This is a genomic window from Pseudomonas sp. FW300-N2A2 (assembly GCF_017351735.1).
Lineage (GTDB): Bacteria > Pseudomonadota > Gammaproteobacteria > Pseudomonadales > Pseudomonadaceae > Aquipseudomonas > Aquipseudomonas migulae.
The window spans coordinates 104,363-119,676 of sequence record NZ_JACNDU010000007.1 but is presented as its reverse complement, the minus strand read 5'-3'; the positions used below and the strand labels follow the sequence as shown (position 1 = coordinate 119,676).

The window sequence follows — 15,314 nt, the reverse complement described above, 5'->3', positions numbered from 1 at the left end:
CGATGCCTTGAGGTCGCTGACAGCACAGGTTCAGGTTGGCGTCAGGTTGATTATCGAGGCGTCAGTGTTCTCATTAATAAAACGCGCTGATGATCGTACGAGTTTGCGGTGAGGCGTGATGGGCGCGCAGTGCACCATAACAATACGTTGACGCGACTCGGCATCCGTCGAGCGCAGCACTTTCGGGGAAGTAACGATGAAGATGCGACGACTTTTAGGCGCGGGTGCCGCACTGGTACTTGCGATTGGCTCCACGATGGCCAATGCCGAGAGCAAAACCCTGAGCATCGGTTACGTTGACGGCTGGTCCGACAGCGTCGCGACCACCCACGTGGCGGCCGAAGTGATCAAGCAGAAACTGGGTTATGACGTGAAGCTGCAAGCTGTCGCCACCGGGATCATGTGGCAGGGTGTGGCCACAGGCAAACTCGACGCCATGCTGTCCGCCTGGCTGCCGGTGACTCACGGCGAATACTGGACCAAGAACAAGGATCAGGTCGTCGACTACGGCCCGAACTTCAAGGATGCAAAAATCGGCTTGATCGTGCCGGAGTACGTGAAAGCTAAAACCCTTGATGACCTGAAAACCGACGACAGCTTCAAAAAACGTATTGTCGGCATCGACGCCGGTTCAGGTGTGATGCTCAAGACCGAGCAGGCAATCAAGGATTACGACCTGACCGGTTACCAACTCAAGGCCAGTTCCGGCGCCGGCATGATTGCCGAGCTGACCCGTGCCGAGAAGAAAAACGAATCCATTGCCGTCACCGGTTGGGTGCCGCACTGGATGTTCGCCAAGTGGAAACTGCGCTTCCTGGAAGACCCGAAAGGCGTTTATGGCGCGGCTGAAACCGTGAACAGCATCGGCAGCAAAGAACTGGCAACCAAAGCGCCGGAAGTGGCCAAGTTCCTGAAAAACTTCCAGTGGGCGTCGAAAGACGAAATCGGCGAAGTCATGCTGGCGATTCAGGACGGTGCCAAGCCTGAAGCCGCTGCGAAGGATTGGGTCGCCAAGCACCCGGAGCGCGTTGCAGACTGGACCAAATGATTTGAGCTGACGTTTCTGGTCAGCACTTCTCAAGGCCCCTTGGCATAACAGCCAAGGGGCTTTTTGCTTTCTGTAGGAGCCAGCTTGCTGGCGATGGCGTCAGAAAGATCGCCATCGCCAGCAAGCTGGCTCCTACAAATGGCGATTCTGTCATGTCGCTCTAATACTAAGGTCGTCTGGAACCTGCCCCGCAGCCGCATAGAGTGGATACCGTTCCAACAATAATCTGTGCTGCGAGGATAAAAACAATGAACGACAGCATTTACCTCTCGATTCAAAACAGCCCGCGCTTCAAGGAGCTGGTTAGTAAGCGAGAAAGGTTCGCCTGGATTCTTTCGGCGATCATGCTTGGTCTCTACTCCGGATTCATCCTGTTGATCGCTTACGGGCCGCATATTCTGGGCGCGAAAATCAGCCCTGAGTCATCGATTACCTGGGGCATACCGATCGGTGTCGGGCTGATTGTCTCGGCCTTCATCCTGACCGGGATCTACGTTCGACGCGCCAATGGCGAATTCGACGACCTGAACAATGCGATTCTCAAGGAGGCTCAGCAATGATCCGGCGTCTAATGGCTCTATTGAGCATCGCAGCTTTCGCACCTGGCGCCTGGGCGGCTGACGCCCTGACCGGTGCCGTGCAGAAACAACCCCTGAACATGGCCGCGATCCTGATGTTCGTGGCGTTCGTCGGCGCAACGTTGTACATCACTTACTGGGCCTCCAAGAAAAACAACTCGGCGGCCGACTACTATGCGGCGGGCGGCAAGATCACCGGTTTCCAGAACGGTCTGGCGATTGCCGGCGACTACATGTCCGCGGCGTCCTTCCTGGGTATTTCCGCGCTGGTGTTCACCTCCGGCTACGACGGCCTGATCTACTCGATCGGCTTCCTGGTGGGTTGGCCGATCATTCTGTTCCTGATCGCCGAGCGTCTGCGTAACCTGGGTAAATACACCTTTGCCGACGTGGCGTCCTACCGCCTCGGGCAAACCCAGATCCGTTCGCTGTCCGCTTGCGGTTCGCTGGTGGTAGTGGCGTTCTACCTGATCGCGCAAATGGTTGGTGCCGGCAAGCTGATCCAGCTGCTGTTCGGTCTCGACTATCACGTTGCGGTGATCCTGGTTGGTATCCTGATGTGCATGTACGTGCTGTTCGGCGGCATGCTGGCGACCACTTGGGTGCAAATCATCAAGGCTGTGCTGTTGCTGTCCGGTGCCTCGTTCATGGCGCTGATGGTGATGAAGCACGTCAACTTCGACTTCAGCGCACTGTTCTCCGAGGCGATCAAGGTTCACCCTAAAGGTGAGGCGATCATGAGCCCGGGCGGTCTGGTGAAAGACCCGATCTCCGCGTTCTCCCTGGGTCTGGCCCTGATGTTCGGTACTGCTGGCCTGCCACACATCCTGATGCGCTTCTTCACCGTGAGTGACGCAAAAGAAGCCCGTAAGAGCGTGCTGTATGCAACCGGCTTCATTGGTTACTTCTACATCCTGACCTTCATCATCGGCTTCGGCGCGATCCTGCTGGTCAGCACCAACCCGGCCTTCAAAGATGCGGCTGGCGCGTTGTTGGGCGGCAACAACATGGCGGCGGTGCACCTGGCCAACGCGGTCGGTGGCAGTATCTTCCTGGGCTTCATCTCGGCGGTAGCGTTCGCGACCATTCTGGCAGTGGTTGCCGGTCTGACCCTGGCCGGTGCTTCGGCGGTGTCTCACGACCTGTATGCCAGCGTGATCAAGAAAGGCAAGGCCAACGAGAAAGACGAGATTCGTGTCTCGAAAATCACCACCATCGCCCTGGCGGTGCTGGCGATCGGTCTGGGTATTCTGTTCGAGAAGCAGAACATTGCGTTCATGGTGGGCCTGGCGTTCTCCATCGCGGCGAGCTGTAACTTCCCGGTGCTGCTGCTTTCGATGTACTGGAAGAAGCTGACGACTCGCGGTGCGATGATCGGCGGCTGGCTGGGTCTGGTCAGTGCTGTTGGTTTGATGGTGCTGGGGCCAACCATCTGGGTGCAGATCCTGGGTCACGAGAAGGCGGTCTTCCCGTATGAATACCCGGCGCTGTTCTCCATGGCCATTGCGTTTGTGGGGATCTGGTTCTTCTCGATTACTGACAAGTCGACTGCTGCGGATAATGAGCGGGCGCTGTTCTTCCCGCAGTTTGTTCGTTCGCAGACTGGGTTGGGGGCGAGTGGGGCGGTTTCGCACTAAGGCTTTGAGTTTGTCTGTGTAATTTGTGTTGAACAGAAATGCCCCGGTCGAGAGATCGGGGCATTTCTTTTGCTGCATTGCTTTTTGTAGGAGCGAGGCTTGCCCGCGAAGACGGCCTTACAGCCGACCATTTTCTTACAGATGTACATATCCATTTCTGCGGTAACGGCGGCTGACGGTTTCGCCCTTACGGCGACTCACTTTTTTTCAAACGCCAAAAAAAGTAAGCAAAAAAGGCTCGCCCCGAGCGTCCGGCCCCTCGCTCAGGCTCGGGGTTCCCTCGCTCCGGCATTCATCCGGGGGCATCGCCCTCCGGTTGGCTTCGCTGGCACCTACATGCGATGAGTTCGACTGCGTCGAACGGCGCTGCGCGCCAATCCCCGGATGAACGCCTCCACTCAGCCTCCCGAAGGGGCGGGTGGATCAAGGTCAAAAGCCAAAGCAACAGCAAAATCAAAATCAAAATCAACGACCGGAGTGAGTTCTCTCTGTAGGAGCGAGCTTGCTCGCGAAAAACTCCCACACACCGCGCTCATCCAGACAATCCGCGCCATCGTTGACGTCCATCGCTGGCAAGCCAGCTCCTACAATTTTGACCGTGTTAACCCCATCCCTTGTAGGAGCCGGCTTGCTGGCGATGGCGCCCTTCCAGTCAATAAATGCGTCGACTGATCCACCGCTATCGCCAGCAAGCCGGCTCCTACAGAGAATTGGTGTACAGGTCCGGAATGAGTGAGCGCAGCCAAGAAGGACGGCGCGGGCATCCAAAGAGCCAGGCCGGCTTTCGGGCCGCCTCGGCGGCTGTGGCGGTACACGCCCCCTCGAGAGGCCGAGTGGAGGTTCTGCGCAGTGGGCAACCCGGCATGGATGCCGGGTTAGCCGCCCCCGGCCATGGATGGCCGATGGCGGCGGGCCCACGGAGCAGGGCCGGAGCGAGGGGATGCCGAGCCACAGCGAGGCACCGAACGAAAGGGGCAAGAGCGCTTTGGTTACTTTCGCGCTTTTCGAAAGTGACTCGCCGTAAGGGCGAAACCATTAGCTGCCGTCACCGCAGAAACGGATACGCACACAACCCAAAGCGCACAAACAAAAACGGCCTCTATATAAATAGAGGCCGTTCCCGGTACAACTCAACACGCTATCGCAAGAAAGATCTTACTTGCGGTCTTCCAGCTTGGTGATGTCACGCGACTCGTAGCCGGTGTACAACTGGCGCGGACGGCCAATCTTGTACGGGCTGGAGAGCATTTCTTTCCAGTGGGAGATCCAGCCGACAGTCCGCGCCAGAGCGAAGATCACGGTGAACATGCTGGTTGGAATGCCGATCGCCTTGAGGATGATCCCCGAGTAGAAGTCGACGTTCGGGTACAGCGAGCGCTCGATGAAGTACGGGTCGGTCAGGGCGATCTCTTCCAGGCGCATGGCCAGTTCGAGTTGCGGATCGTTCTGGATGCCCAGTTCCTTCAGCACTTCGTCGCAGGTCTTCTTCATCACGGTGGCGCGTGGGTCGCGGTTTTTGTAAACCCGGTGACCGAAGCCCATCAACTTGAACGGATCGTTCTTGTCCTTGGCCTTGGCGATGAACTTGTCGATGTTCGACACATCGCCAATCTCGTCAAGCATGGTCAGGACAGCCTCGTTCGCGCCGCCGTGGGCAGGGCCCCACAGTGCAGCGATGCCGGCGGCGATACAGGCGAACGGGTTGGCACCCGAAGAGCCGGCCAGGCGTACGGTGGAGGTCGATGCGTTCTGCTCGTGGTCGGCATGGAGGATGAAAATCCGGTCCATGGCCTTGGCGAGTACCGGGCTGATCGGTTTGATCTCGCACGGGGTGTTGAACATCATGTGCAGGAAGTTTTCCGCGTACGTCAGGTCGTTGCGCGGGTACATCATGGGTTGGCCCATGGAGTACTTGTAAACCATCGCTGCCAGGGTCGGCATCTTGGCAACCAGGCGGATCGCGGAAATTTCGCGATGCTGCGGGTTATTGATGTCCAGGGAGTCGTGGTAGAAGGCCGAGAGGGCGCCAACTACGCCGCACATGACGGCCATCGGGTGGGCGTCGCGACGGAAGCCGTTGAAGAAGGTCTTCAACTGCTCGTGAACCATGGTGTGGTTCTTCACGGTGCTGACGAACTGGGCCTTCTGTTCTGCGGTCGGCAGTTCGCCGTTGAGCAGCAGATAGCAGGTTTCCAGGTAGTCCGACTTTTCAGCCAGCTGTTCGATCGGGTAGCCGCGGTGCAGCAGAATGCCGTTGTCGCCGTCGATATAGGTGATCTTCGACTCGCAGGAAGCGGTCGACATGAAACCAGGGTCAAAGGTGAAACGGCCCGTGGCCGTCAGGCCCCGAACATCGATAACATCGGGACCAACGGTGCCGGTTAAAATGGGCAGCTCGACGGGGGCTGCGCCCTCGATGATCAACTGCGCTTTTTTGTCAGCCATGTGGCCTCCTATTTATGCTTGAAATCATCAGACAGACCCCCCACGCAGGGCCCGCACCACTATAGTGAGATAAATTCGAATGTCAATTTGCCTAAAGTCTTGCTCCAGAAGGCTTTAACCGGACTTTTTCCTCGAAATTGACTGCCATTTACGCCTTTTATCCAACTTGTGCAATGCGCTATTAGGGGAAGGTGAACGCGTTGTCATTAGTAGCCTAACTGTCTATACTCGGCCACCGACCGCCAAGGGCTTTTGGGCTTGCTTTCATTGGGGGTCGCATCCCTGGGTGGTGGTTACCTGACCAGTGCACTCCCCAACAACTTTGCCCTGATTGTTAGGGGCTCTTCAGTGTGAAAAAAAAGCCGTGAAAAGCCAACGACCTGTAAACCTAGACCTAAGGACCATCAAACTCCCAGTCACTGCTTACACGTCCATTCTTCACCGTATCTCCGGTGTCATCCTCTTTGTCAGCCTGGCCATCATGCTTTACGCATTGGACAAGTCGCTGAGCTCCGAGGAAGGCTTCGGTCAGGTGAAAGCGTGTCTGACCAGTCCGCTAGCCAAGCTAGTGATTTGGGGCATCCTGTCCGCTCTGCTGTATCACTTGGTAGCCGGTGTGCGCCATTTGATCATGGACATGGGCATCGGTGAGACGCTGGAAGGCGGCAAGCTGGGCTCGAAAATCGTTATCGCCGTTTCCGTGGTGGTAATCGTTCTGGCAGGAGTTTGGATATGGTAACTAACGTCACGAACCTGTCGCGTTCGGGCCTCTATGACTGGATGGCGCAACGTGTGTCTGCGGTCGTTCTCGCGGCTTACTTCATCTTCCTGATCGGATACGTCGTTGCCAATCCAGGCATCGGCTACGCCCAATGGCATGAACTGTTCGCCAATAACTGGATGCGTATCTTCAGTCTCCTGGCCCTCGTTGCCCTCGGCGCTCACGCCTGGGTCGGCATGTGGACCATCGCGACCGACTACCTGACGCCAATGGCGTTCGGCAAGTCCGCGACCACTGTACGTTTCCTCTTCCAGGCAGTATGCGGCGTTGCGATGTTCGCTTACTTCGTCTGGGGTGTGCAGATTCTTTGGGGTATCTGATTCATGTCTACTACAGTTAATACGCTTTCGTTCGACGCCATCATCATTGGCGGCGGCGGTGCTGGCATGCGCGCTGCTCTGCAGCTGGCACAGGGCGGTCACAAGACTGCCGTTGTCACCAAGGTTTTCCCGACTCGTTCGCACACCGTATCCGCCCAGGGTGGCATCACCTGCGCCATCGCGTCTGCTGATCCGAACGATGACTGGCGCTGGCACATGTACGATACCGTCAAGGGTTCCGACTACATCGGTGACCAGGACGCTATCGAATACATGTGTTCCGTAGGCCCGGAAGCGGTCTTCGAACTCGAGCACATGGGCTTGCCGTTCTCCCGCACCGAACAAGGCCGCATCTACCAGCGTCCGTTCGGCGGTCAGTCGAAAGACTTCGGTAAAGGTGGCCAGGCTGCACGTACGTGCGCTGCTGCCGACCGTACCGGTCACGCACTGCTGCACACCCTGTACCAGGCCAACCTGAAGGCCGGCACCGTATTCCTCAACGAATACTACGGCGTCGACCTGGTCAAGAACGAAGACGGCGCCTTTGTCGGCATGATCGTCATCTGCATCGAAACCGGTGAAACCTCCTACGTTCGCGCTAACGCGACCGTATTGGCGACTGGCGGTGCAGGTCGTATCTACTCGTCCACCACCAATGCCCTGATCAACACCGGTGACGGCGTCGGCATGGCTCTGCGTGCTGGCGTGCCGGTACAAGACATTGAAATGTGGCAGTTCCACCCGACCGGCATCGCCGGCGCCGGTGTACTGGTTACAGAAGGTTGCCGCGGTGAAGGCGGTTACCTGATCAACAAGCACGGCGAGCGTTTCATGGAGCGTTATGCTCCGAACGCCAAAGACCTTGCTGGTCGTGACGTTGTTGCTCGTTCGATGGTTAAAGAAATCATCGCCGGCAACGGTTGCGGTCCGGATGGCGACCACGTAATGCTGAAACTCGATCACCTCGGTGAAGAAGTTCTGCACAGCCGTCTGCCAGGCATCATGGAACTGTCCAAGACCTTCGCCCACGTCGATCCAGCCGTGGCGCCGATTCCGGTCGTTCCAACCTGCCACTATATGATGGGCGGCGTTGCCACCAACATTCATGGCCAGGCAATCACTCAGGACGCTGACGGCGTTGACCAGATCATTCCTGGTCTGTTCGCAGTAGGCGAAGTGGCGTGCGTATCGGTTCACGGTGCCAACCGTCTGGGCGGCAACTCGCTGCTCGACCTGGTGGTATTCGGCCGTGCGGCCGGCCTGTTCCTGGAGCAGACCCTGAAAGAAGGCGTTGATTACGCCCGTCCACGCCAGTCCGACATCGACGCTGCCCTGGCACGTCTCGATGGCCTGAACTCGCGTACCGAAGGCGAAGACGTCGCTACCCTGCGTAAAGAACTGCAAAGCTGCATGCAGAACTACTTCGGTGTATTCCGTACCGGCGAATACATGCAGAAGGGTATTGCTCAGCTGGCTGATCTGCGTGGCCGTATCGCCAACGTCAAGATCAACGACAAGAGCCAGGCGTTCAACACTGCTCGAATCGAAGCCCTGGAACTGCAGAACCTGCTGGAAGTGGCCGAAGCCACCGCCATCGCTGCAGAGATCCGCAAAGAGTCCCGCGGCGCTCACGCCCGTGAAGACTACGAAGATCGCGACGACGAAAACTGGCTGTGCCACACCCTGTACTTCCCGGGTGACAAGCGCGTGACCAAGCGTGCTGTGAACTTCTCGCCGAAGACTGTTCCGACTTTTGAACCTAAGATTCGGACTTATTAAGGGTGGCCGCCATGTTGCAAGTCAGTGTTTATCGCTACAACCCTGATCAGGACGCCGCGCCGTTCATGCAGGAATTCCAGGTCGATACCGGTGGTAAAGACCTGATGGTCCTGGACGTGCTGGCCCTGATCAAAGAGCAGGACGAAGGTTTCTCCTATCGTCGCTCTTGCCGTGAAGGCGTTTGCGGTTCCGACGGCATGAACATCAACGGCAAAAACGCTCTGGCATGCGTCACGCCGCTGTCTTCTGTCGTAAAAGGTAACAAGCTGATCGTTCGTCCGCTGCCAGGTTTGCCGGTTATCCGTGACCTGGTCGTCGATATGAGCATCTTCTACAAGCAATACGAAAAGGTTAAGCCATACCTGCAGAACGACACGCCGGCTCCGGCCATCGAGCGTCTGCAGTCCCCTGAAGAGCGTGAAAAGCTCGACGGTCTGTACGAGTGCATCCTGTGCGCTTGCTGCTCGACCTCTTGCCCGTCCTTCTGGTGGAACCCGGACAAGTTCCTGGGTCCAGCTGCTCTGCTGCAAGCGTATCGCTTCCTGGCAGACAGCCGCGACACCAAGACATCCGAGCGTCTGGCTGCGCTGGATGACCCGTTCAGCGTATTCCGCTGCCGCGGGATCATGAACTGTGTAAACGTTTGTCCGAAAGGCCTGAACCCGACTAAGGCCATCGGTCACGTACGTCACATGTTGCTGCAAAGCGGCGTGTGATTCAGCAGTACCCGTAGGACCGCTGTACCCGTAGATGCTACGGCGCAGGCTTCAACCGGCGCCGTAGTTTTAACCTGAGCAGCAGCTCACAAAGCTGCCGCTCTTATTTTGAAGAAATGAGACAAGCAGGGGCATCCGGGCTGGTACCCGGACTATCAGCGTGATCCTAAGTGGCTTGTTTTGGTCGCTGCATTCGGACTTCTGCAAGTTTGCTCGGTGTCGACGCCGATGGTGTTCCCCTAACCGAGGGTGACCAAGCATGCAAGAAAGCGTGATGCAGCGCATGTGGAACAGCGCCTACCTTTCCGGAGGTAACGCTGCCTATGTGGAAGAGCTTTATGAGCTCTACCTGCACGACCCTAACGCTGTGCCAGAAGAGTGGCGCACCTACTTTCAGAAGTTGCCGACCGAAGGCAACTCTGCCACCGATGTTTCGCACTCCACAATTCGCGATCATTTCGTCTTGCTGGCAAAGAACCAGCGCCGCGCCCAACCGGTTTCCGCCGGCAGCGTGAGCAGTGAGCACGAGAAGAAGCAAGTTGAAGTGCTGCGATTGATCCAGGCCTACCGTATGCGTGGCCACCAGGCAGCTCAGCTTGACCCGCTGGGACTGTGGCAGCGTCCTGCACCTGCAGACCTGTCAATCAATCATTACGGCTTGACCAATGCCGATCTTGATACGACCTTCCGTGCCGGCGACCTGTTCATCGGCAAAGAGGAGGCGAGCCTACGCGAAATTCACGAAGCGTTGCAGCAGACATATTGCCGCACCATCGGCGCTGAATTCACGCATATCACCGATTCCGAGCAGCGCCAGTGGTTCCAGCAGCGTCTGGAAAGCGTGCGTGGTCGTCCGACGTACTCCGCCGACATCAAGAGCCACCTGCTCGAGCGCGTCACTGCCGGTGAAGGCCTGGAAAAATACCTGGGCACCAAATACCCGGGCACCAAGCGTTTCGGTCTGGAAGGCGGCGAAAGCCTGATTCCGATGCTCGACGAGTTGATCCAGCGTTCCGGTTCCTACGGCACCAAGGAAATCGTGATCGGCATGGCCCACCGTGGTCGTCTGAACGTGCTGGTCAACACCTTCGGCAAGAACCCGCGCGAGCTGTTCGACGAGTTCGAAGGCAAGAAGAAGGTCGAGCTGGGTTCCGGTGACGTTAAATACCACCAGGGCTTCTCGTCCAACGTGATGACCGCCGGCGGTGAAGTTCACCTGGCCATGGCGTTCAACCCGTCCCACCTGGAAATCGTATCTCCAGTGGTCGAGGGTTCGGTTCGCGCCCGTCAGGATCGTCGTAACGACCCTACCGGTGAGAAGGTTCTGCCGATCTCCATCCACGGTGACGCGGCATTCGCCGGTCAGGGCGTGGTGATGGAAACCTTCCAGATGTCGCAGACCCGCGGTTTCAAGACCGGCGGCACCGTGCACATCGTGATCAACAACCAGGTCGGTTTCACCATCAGCAACCCGCTGGACTCGCGTTCCACCGAGTACGCGACCGACGTTGCGAAGATGATCCAGGCGCCGATCCTCCATGTGAATGGTGATGATCCGGAAGCCGTGTTGTTCGTGACCCAGCTGGCCATCGACTACCGCATGCAATTCAAGCGTGACGTGGTGATCGACCTGGTCTGCTACCGTCGTCGCGGCCACAACGAGGCCGACGAGCCTAGCGGCACCCAGCCTCTGATGTACCAGCAGATCACCAAACAGCGCACCACCCGTGAACTGTATGCCGATCGCCTGACTCAGAGCGGTGTGCTGGACGTTGAGCGTGTTCAGTCGAAAGTCGACGAATACCGCAACGCGCTGGACAACGGTCTGCATGTTGTAAAAAGCCTGGTCAAAGAGCCGAACAAAGAGTTGTTCGTGGACTGGCGTCCGTACCTGGGCCACGCCTGGACTGCACGTCACGACACGCGTTTCGATCTGAAGACCTTGCAGGAACTGTCCGCCAAGCTGCTGGAAATTCCAGAAGGCTTCGTGGTTCAGCGCCAGGTTTCGAAAATCTACGAAGACCGTCAGAAGATGCAAGCCGGCGGCCTGCCGATCAACTGGGGTTACGCCGAAACCATGGCGTACGCGACCCTGGCGTTCGAAGGTCACCCGATTCGCATGACGGGTCAGGACATCGGTCGCGGTACGTTCTCGCACCGTCACGCTGTCTTGCACAACCAGAAAGACGCGGGTACCTACATCCCGTTGCAGAACCTGTACAACGGCCAGCCACGTTTCGACCTGTACGATTCGTTCCTGTCCGAAGAAGCGGTTCTGGCGTTCGAGTACGGTTATTCGACCACCACGCCTGAAGCGCTGGTGATCTGGGAAGCCCAGTTCGGCGACTTCGCCAACGGTGCCCAGGTGGTTATCGACCAGTTCATCACCAGTGGCGAGCACAAGTGGGGCCGTCTCTGCGGTCTGACCATGCTGCTGCCGCACGGTTATGAAGGTCAGGGTCCGGAGCACTCGTCGGCTCGTCTGGAGCGTTACCTGCAACTGTGCGCCGAGCACAACATTCAGGTAGCCGTACCGACTACGCCGGCTCAGATCTACCACTTGCTGCGTCGTCAGGTGATTCGCCCGCTGCGCAAGCCATTGATCGTTCTGACTCCGAAGTCGCTGCTGCGTCACAAGCTGGCCATCTCGACTCTGGAAGATCTGGCCGAAGGTTCGTTCCAGACCGTTATCCCGGAAATCGATGCACTGGACCCGAAAAAGGTCGAGCGCGTTGTTCTGTGTAGCGGCAAGGTCTACTACGACCTGCTGGAAAAACGCCGTGCCGAAGGTCGTGATGACATCGCCATCGTGCGTATCGAGCAACTGTACCCATTCCCTGAGGACGACTTGAAAGAAGTCCTGGCTCCTTACACCAACGTCAAAAATGCCGTGTGGTGCCAGGAAGAGCCGATGAACCAGGGTGCGTGGTACTGCAGCCAACACCACATGCGTCGTAGCATCAGCAATCTCAACAAGTCTCTCGTACTTGAGTACGCGGGCCGTGAGGCTTCTGCTGCACCTGCATGCGGTTACGCATCGATGCACGCTGAGCAGCAGGAAAAACTGCTGCAAGACGCCTTTACTGTTTAACGCCTTCGCGCACCTGAAACCGAATTTAAGGACTCACAGATAATGGCTATCGAAATCAAAGCCCCCACTTTCCCGGAATCGGTTGCCGATGGCACCGTTGCCACCTGGCACAAGCAACCGGGCGACGCTGTAAAGCGTGACGACCTGATCGTCGATATCGAAACCGACAAGGTTGTGCTGGAAGTGTTGGCCACTGCTGACGGCGTGCTGGGCGCTATCGTCAAGAACGAAGGCGACACCGTTCTGTCCGACGAAGTCCTGGGCTCCATCGAAGCTGGCGGCGCTGCTGCCGCTCCAGCCGCTGCCGCTGCTCCGGCCGCTGCACAGGCTGCTGCTCCAGCCGCCGAAGGCGAAGACGATCCTGTTGCTGCACCGGCTGCTCGCAAGCTGGCTGAAGAAAACGGCATCAACATCGCTTCCGTTGCCGGCACCGGCAAAGGCGGTCGTGTGACCAAGGAAGACGTGGTTGCAGCCGTTGCTGTCAAGAAAGCCGCTCCGGCTGCCGCGCCTGCCAAGGCTGCTGCCCCTGCTGGCGCTGCTCCTGTGTTCGCCGCTGGCGACCGCATCGAGAAGCGCGTACCGATGACCCGCGTTCGCGCTACCGTGGCCAAGCGCCTGGTAGAAGCTCAGTCGAACATGGCGATGCTGACCACCTTCAACGAAGTCGACATGACCGAAGTCATGGCCCTGCGTTCGAAGTACAAGGACCTGTTCGAGAAGTCCCACAACGGCGTACGCCTGGGCTTCATGTCGTTCTTCGTCAAGGCTGCCACCGAAGCGCTGAAACGCTTCCCGGCTGTCAACGCATCGATCGACGGTGGCGACATCGTTTACCACGGCTACGCTGACGTCGGCGTTGCTGTTTCCAGCGACCGCGGCCTGGTTGTACCGGTTCTGCGTAACGCTGAACTGATGAGCCTGGCTGAAATCGAAGGCGGCATCGCCACCTTCGGCAAGAAGGCTCGCGACGGCAAGCTGTCGATGGACGAAATGACCGGCGGCACGTTCACCATCACCAACGGTGGTACCTTCGGTTCGATGATGTCGACTCCGATCGTCAACCCGCCGCAAGCGGCCATCCTGGGCATGCACAACATTCTGCAGCGTCCTATGGCGATCAACGGTCAGGTCGTAATCCGTCCGATGATGTACCTGGCTCTGTCCTACGATCACCGTCTGATCGATGGCAAAGAAGCTGTGACCTTCCTGGTTACCATCAAGAACCTGCTGGAAGACCCGGCTCGTTTGCTGCTGGATATCTGATTTCGTTGCATGGGCCGTGCAGGATGGCGGCCCGTCTGTAATGACCAGCTTCGTCCCACGACGGTCCCCATAAGGGGCCGTCCGGTTTGATTCGAGAAGGAATGACACATGACTCAGAAATTCGACGTGGTAGTGATTGGCGCGGGCCCTGGCGGTTACGTGGCTGCCATTAAAGCAGCGCAACTGGGCCTCACCACTGCCTGCATCGAGAAATACACCGACAAGGAAGGCAAACTGGCCCTCGGCGGTACTTGCCTGAACGTCGGTTGCATTCCATCCAAGGCGCTGCTGGACAGCTCCTGGAAATACAAGGAAGCCAAAGAAGGCTTCGCGATCCACGGTATCAATCACGCTGGCGTGACCATGGATGTGTCGGCAATGGTTGGCCGTAAAGCCAACATCGTCAAAGGCCTGACCTCTGGCGTTGCCACCCTGTTCAAGGCGAACGGCGTCACTTCCCTGCAAGGCCACGGCAAACTGCTGGCCGGCAAGAAAGTCGAACTGACCAAGCCAGACGGCAGCGTTGAAATCATCGAAGCCGAGAACGTGATTCTGGCTTCGGGTTCGCGCCCGATCGACATTCCACCGGCTCCGGTTGACCAGAAAGTGATCGTCGATTCGACCGGCGCACTGGAATTCCAATCCGTACCTAAGCGTCTGGGCGTTATCGGCGCTGGCGTAATCGGTCTGGAACTGGGTTCGGTATGGTCGCGCCTGGGCGCTGAAGTGGTTGTTCTGGAAGCGCTGGAGAAGTTCCTGCCGGCTGCTGACGACGCCGTTTCCAAAGAAGCCTACAAAACCCTGACCAAACAAGGTCTGGACATCAAGCTGGGCGCTCGCGTCACCGGTTCCAAAGTGAACGGCGACGAAGTCGTTGTGAACTACACCGACGCCAACGGCGAACAGAGCATCACCTTTGACAAGCTGATCGTTGCCGTTGGTCGCCGTCCAGTGACCACCGAACTGTTGGCTGCCGACAGCGGTGTGACCATCGACGAGCGCGGTTTCGTATTCGTTGACGACCAGTGCGCCACCAGCGTACCGGGCGTTTACGCGATCGGTGACGTGGTTCGCGGCATGATGCTGGCGCACAAGGCGTCCGAAGAAGGCATCATGGTTGTTGAGCGCATCAAGGGCCACAAAGCGCAAATCAACTATGACCTGATCCCTTCGGTTATTTATACTCACCCGGAAATCGCATGGGTCGGCAAAACCGAGCAGACCTTGAAGGCTGAAGGCGTTGAAGTTAACGTTGGCACCTTCCCGTTCGCAGCCAGTGGCCGTGCCATGGCAGCCAACGACACCGGCGGTTTCGTGAAAGTCATTGCCGATGCCAAGACTGACCGCGTATTGGGCGTCCACGTGATTGGCCCGAGCGCTGCAGAACTGGTTCAGCAGGGCGCGATCGGCATGGAATTCGGCACCAGCGCTGAAGACCTGGGCATGATGGTTTTCTCCCATCCGACCCTGTCTGAAGCCTTGCACGAAGCAGCTCTGGCTGTGAATGGCGGCGCCATCCACATCGCCAACCGCAAGAAGCGTTAAGACAATAAGAAACCACGGCGGTATGGCCCGTCGTGAGCCTTGCATGCAAGACTCACCGCGGAATATCCGCTGGACGCAGTCTTGCGTGGCTGCACCGGGTATCCGGAAAGG

At 57.9% G+C, this 15,314-nt stretch carries 11 protein-coding genes; 10 read left to right on the top strand and 1 reads right to left on the bottom strand.

The genetic code is table 11. The features are described 5' to 3' along the window. Window positions 1-196: 196 nt before the first annotated feature. The 3 genes from J4E42_RS12480 (at window position 197) to J4E42_RS12470 (ending at window position 3,263) form a co-directional block, all read left to right on the top strand. Window positions 197-1,048, top strand: coding sequence for a glycine betaine ABC transporter substrate-binding protein (locus J4E42_RS12480; RefSeq protein WP_008039894.1), 852 nt, complete (start codon window positions 197-199; stop codon window positions 1,046-1,048). Window positions 1,049-1,296: 248 nt separating this feature from the next. Next, window positions 1,297-1,608, top strand: a complete 312-nt coding sequence (locus J4E42_RS12475; RefSeq protein WP_008026759.1) for a DUF485 domain-containing protein — start codon at window positions 1,297-1,299, stop codon at window positions 1,606-1,608. Then, entirely contained in the window at window positions 1,605-3,263 is a 1,659-nt protein-coding gene (locus J4E42_RS12470) for a cation acetate symporter (RefSeq protein ID WP_008026758.1), read from the top strand. Before J4E42_RS12475 ends, J4E42_RS12470 begins: the two co-directional genes overlap by 4 nt. 1,155 nt (window positions 3,264-4,418) lie before the next feature. Here the strand turns inward: J4E42_RS12470 and gltA are convergent. Further along, the gene (gene gltA / locus J4E42_RS12465; RefSeq protein WP_008032658.1) at window positions 4,419-5,708 is read right to left on the bottom strand and encodes a citrate synthase; all 1,290 of its coding nucleotides are present in this window, start codon (window positions 5,706-5,708) and stop codon (window positions 4,419-4,421) included. A 364-nt stretch (window positions 5,709-6,072) separates the two neighbouring features. Between gltA and sdhC the strand changes: the two genes are divergently transcribed. The 7 genes from sdhC to lpdA all read left to right on the top strand — a co-directional run bounded on the left by sdhC (window position 6,073) and on the right by lpdA (window position 15,203). Continuing rightward, window positions 6,073-6,447 carry a succinate dehydrogenase, cytochrome b556 subunit gene (gene sdhC / locus J4E42_RS12460; protein WP_017127965.1) on the top strand — a complete coding sequence of 125 codons (375 nt, stop codon included), beginning with the start codon at window positions 6,073-6,075 and terminating at the stop codon, window positions 6,445-6,447. Beyond that, window positions 6,441-6,809 (top strand): succinate dehydrogenase, hydrophobic membrane anchor protein, encoded by a 369-nt coding sequence (gene sdhD / locus J4E42_RS12455; protein ID WP_008032661.1) that lies wholly within the window; start codon window positions 6,441-6,443, stop codon window positions 6,807-6,809. Before sdhC ends, sdhD begins: the two co-directional genes overlap by 7 nt. Before the next feature lie 3 nt (window positions 6,810-6,812). Then, complete coding sequence (gene sdhA / locus J4E42_RS12450; protein WP_008032662.1) at window positions 6,813-8,588, top strand: succinate dehydrogenase flavoprotein subunit; 1,776 nt, start codon at window positions 6,813-6,815, stop codon at window positions 8,586-8,588. Window positions 8,589-8,599: 11 nt separating this feature from the next. Further along, complete coding sequence (locus J4E42_RS12445; protein ID WP_008032664.1) at window positions 8,600-9,304, top strand: succinate dehydrogenase iron-sulfur subunit; 705 nt, start codon at window positions 8,600-8,602, stop codon at window positions 9,302-9,304. Window positions 9,305-9,563: 259 nt separating this feature from the next. Next, complete coding sequence (locus J4E42_RS12440) at window positions 9,564-12,395, top strand: 2-oxoglutarate dehydrogenase E1 component (RefSeq protein WP_008032666.1); 2,832 nt, start codon at window positions 9,564-9,566, stop codon at window positions 12,393-12,395. A gap of 42 nt (window positions 12,396-12,437) precedes the next feature. Further along, window positions 12,438-13,658: a 2-oxoglutarate dehydrogenase complex dihydrolipoyllysine-residue succinyltransferase gene (gene odhB / locus J4E42_RS12435; protein WP_207285353.1), complete on the top strand. Its 1,221-nt coding sequence runs from the start codon at window positions 12,438-12,440 to the stop codon at window positions 13,656-13,658. 108 nt (window positions 13,659-13,766) lie between these two features. Beyond that, window positions 13,767-15,203, top strand: coding sequence for a dihydrolipoyl dehydrogenase (gene lpdA / locus J4E42_RS12430; protein WP_008032670.1), 1,437 nt, complete (start codon window positions 13,767-13,769; stop codon window positions 15,201-15,203). Window positions 15,204-15,314 lie beyond the last annotated feature (111 nt).

Excerpts from the sequence above, each read along its gene's own strand:
- J4E42_RS12475 (WP_008026759.1), top strand. The coding sequence starts at position 1,297 with ATGAACGACAGCATTTACCTCTCGATTCAAAACAGCCCGCGCTTCAAG.
- gltA (WP_008032658.1), bottom strand. The coding sequence starts at position 5,708 with ATGGCTGACAAAAAAGCGCAGTTGATCATCGAGGGCGCAGCCCCCGTC.
- lpdA (WP_008032670.1), top strand. The coding sequence starts at position 13,767 with ATGACTCAGAAATTCGACGTGGTAGTGATTGGCGCGGGCCCTGGCGGT.
- J4E42_RS12480 (WP_008039894.1), top strand. The coding sequence starts at position 197 with ATGAAGATGCGACGACTTTTAGGCGCGGGTGCCGCACTGGTACTTGCG.
- odhB (WP_207285353.1), top strand. The coding sequence starts at position 12,438 with ATGGCTATCGAAATCAAAGCCCCCACTTTCCCGGAATCGGTTGCCGAT.
- J4E42_RS12445 (WP_008032664.1), top strand. The coding sequence starts at position 8,600 with ATGTTGCAAGTCAGTGTTTATCGCTACAACCCTGATCAGGACGCCGCG.
- sdhA (WP_008032662.1), top strand. The coding sequence starts at position 6,813 with ATGTCTACTACAGTTAATACGCTTTCGTTCGACGCCATCATCATTGGC.
- J4E42_RS12440 (WP_008032666.1), top strand. The coding sequence starts at position 9,564 with ATGCAAGAAAGCGTGATGCAGCGCATGTGGAACAGCGCCTACCTTTCC.
- J4E42_RS12470 (WP_008026758.1), top strand. The coding sequence starts at position 1,605 with ATGATCCGGCGTCTAATGGCTCTATTGAGCATCGCAGCTTTCGCACCT.
- sdhD (WP_008032661.1), top strand. The coding sequence starts at position 6,441 with ATGGTAACTAACGTCACGAACCTGTCGCGTTCGGGCCTCTATGACTGG.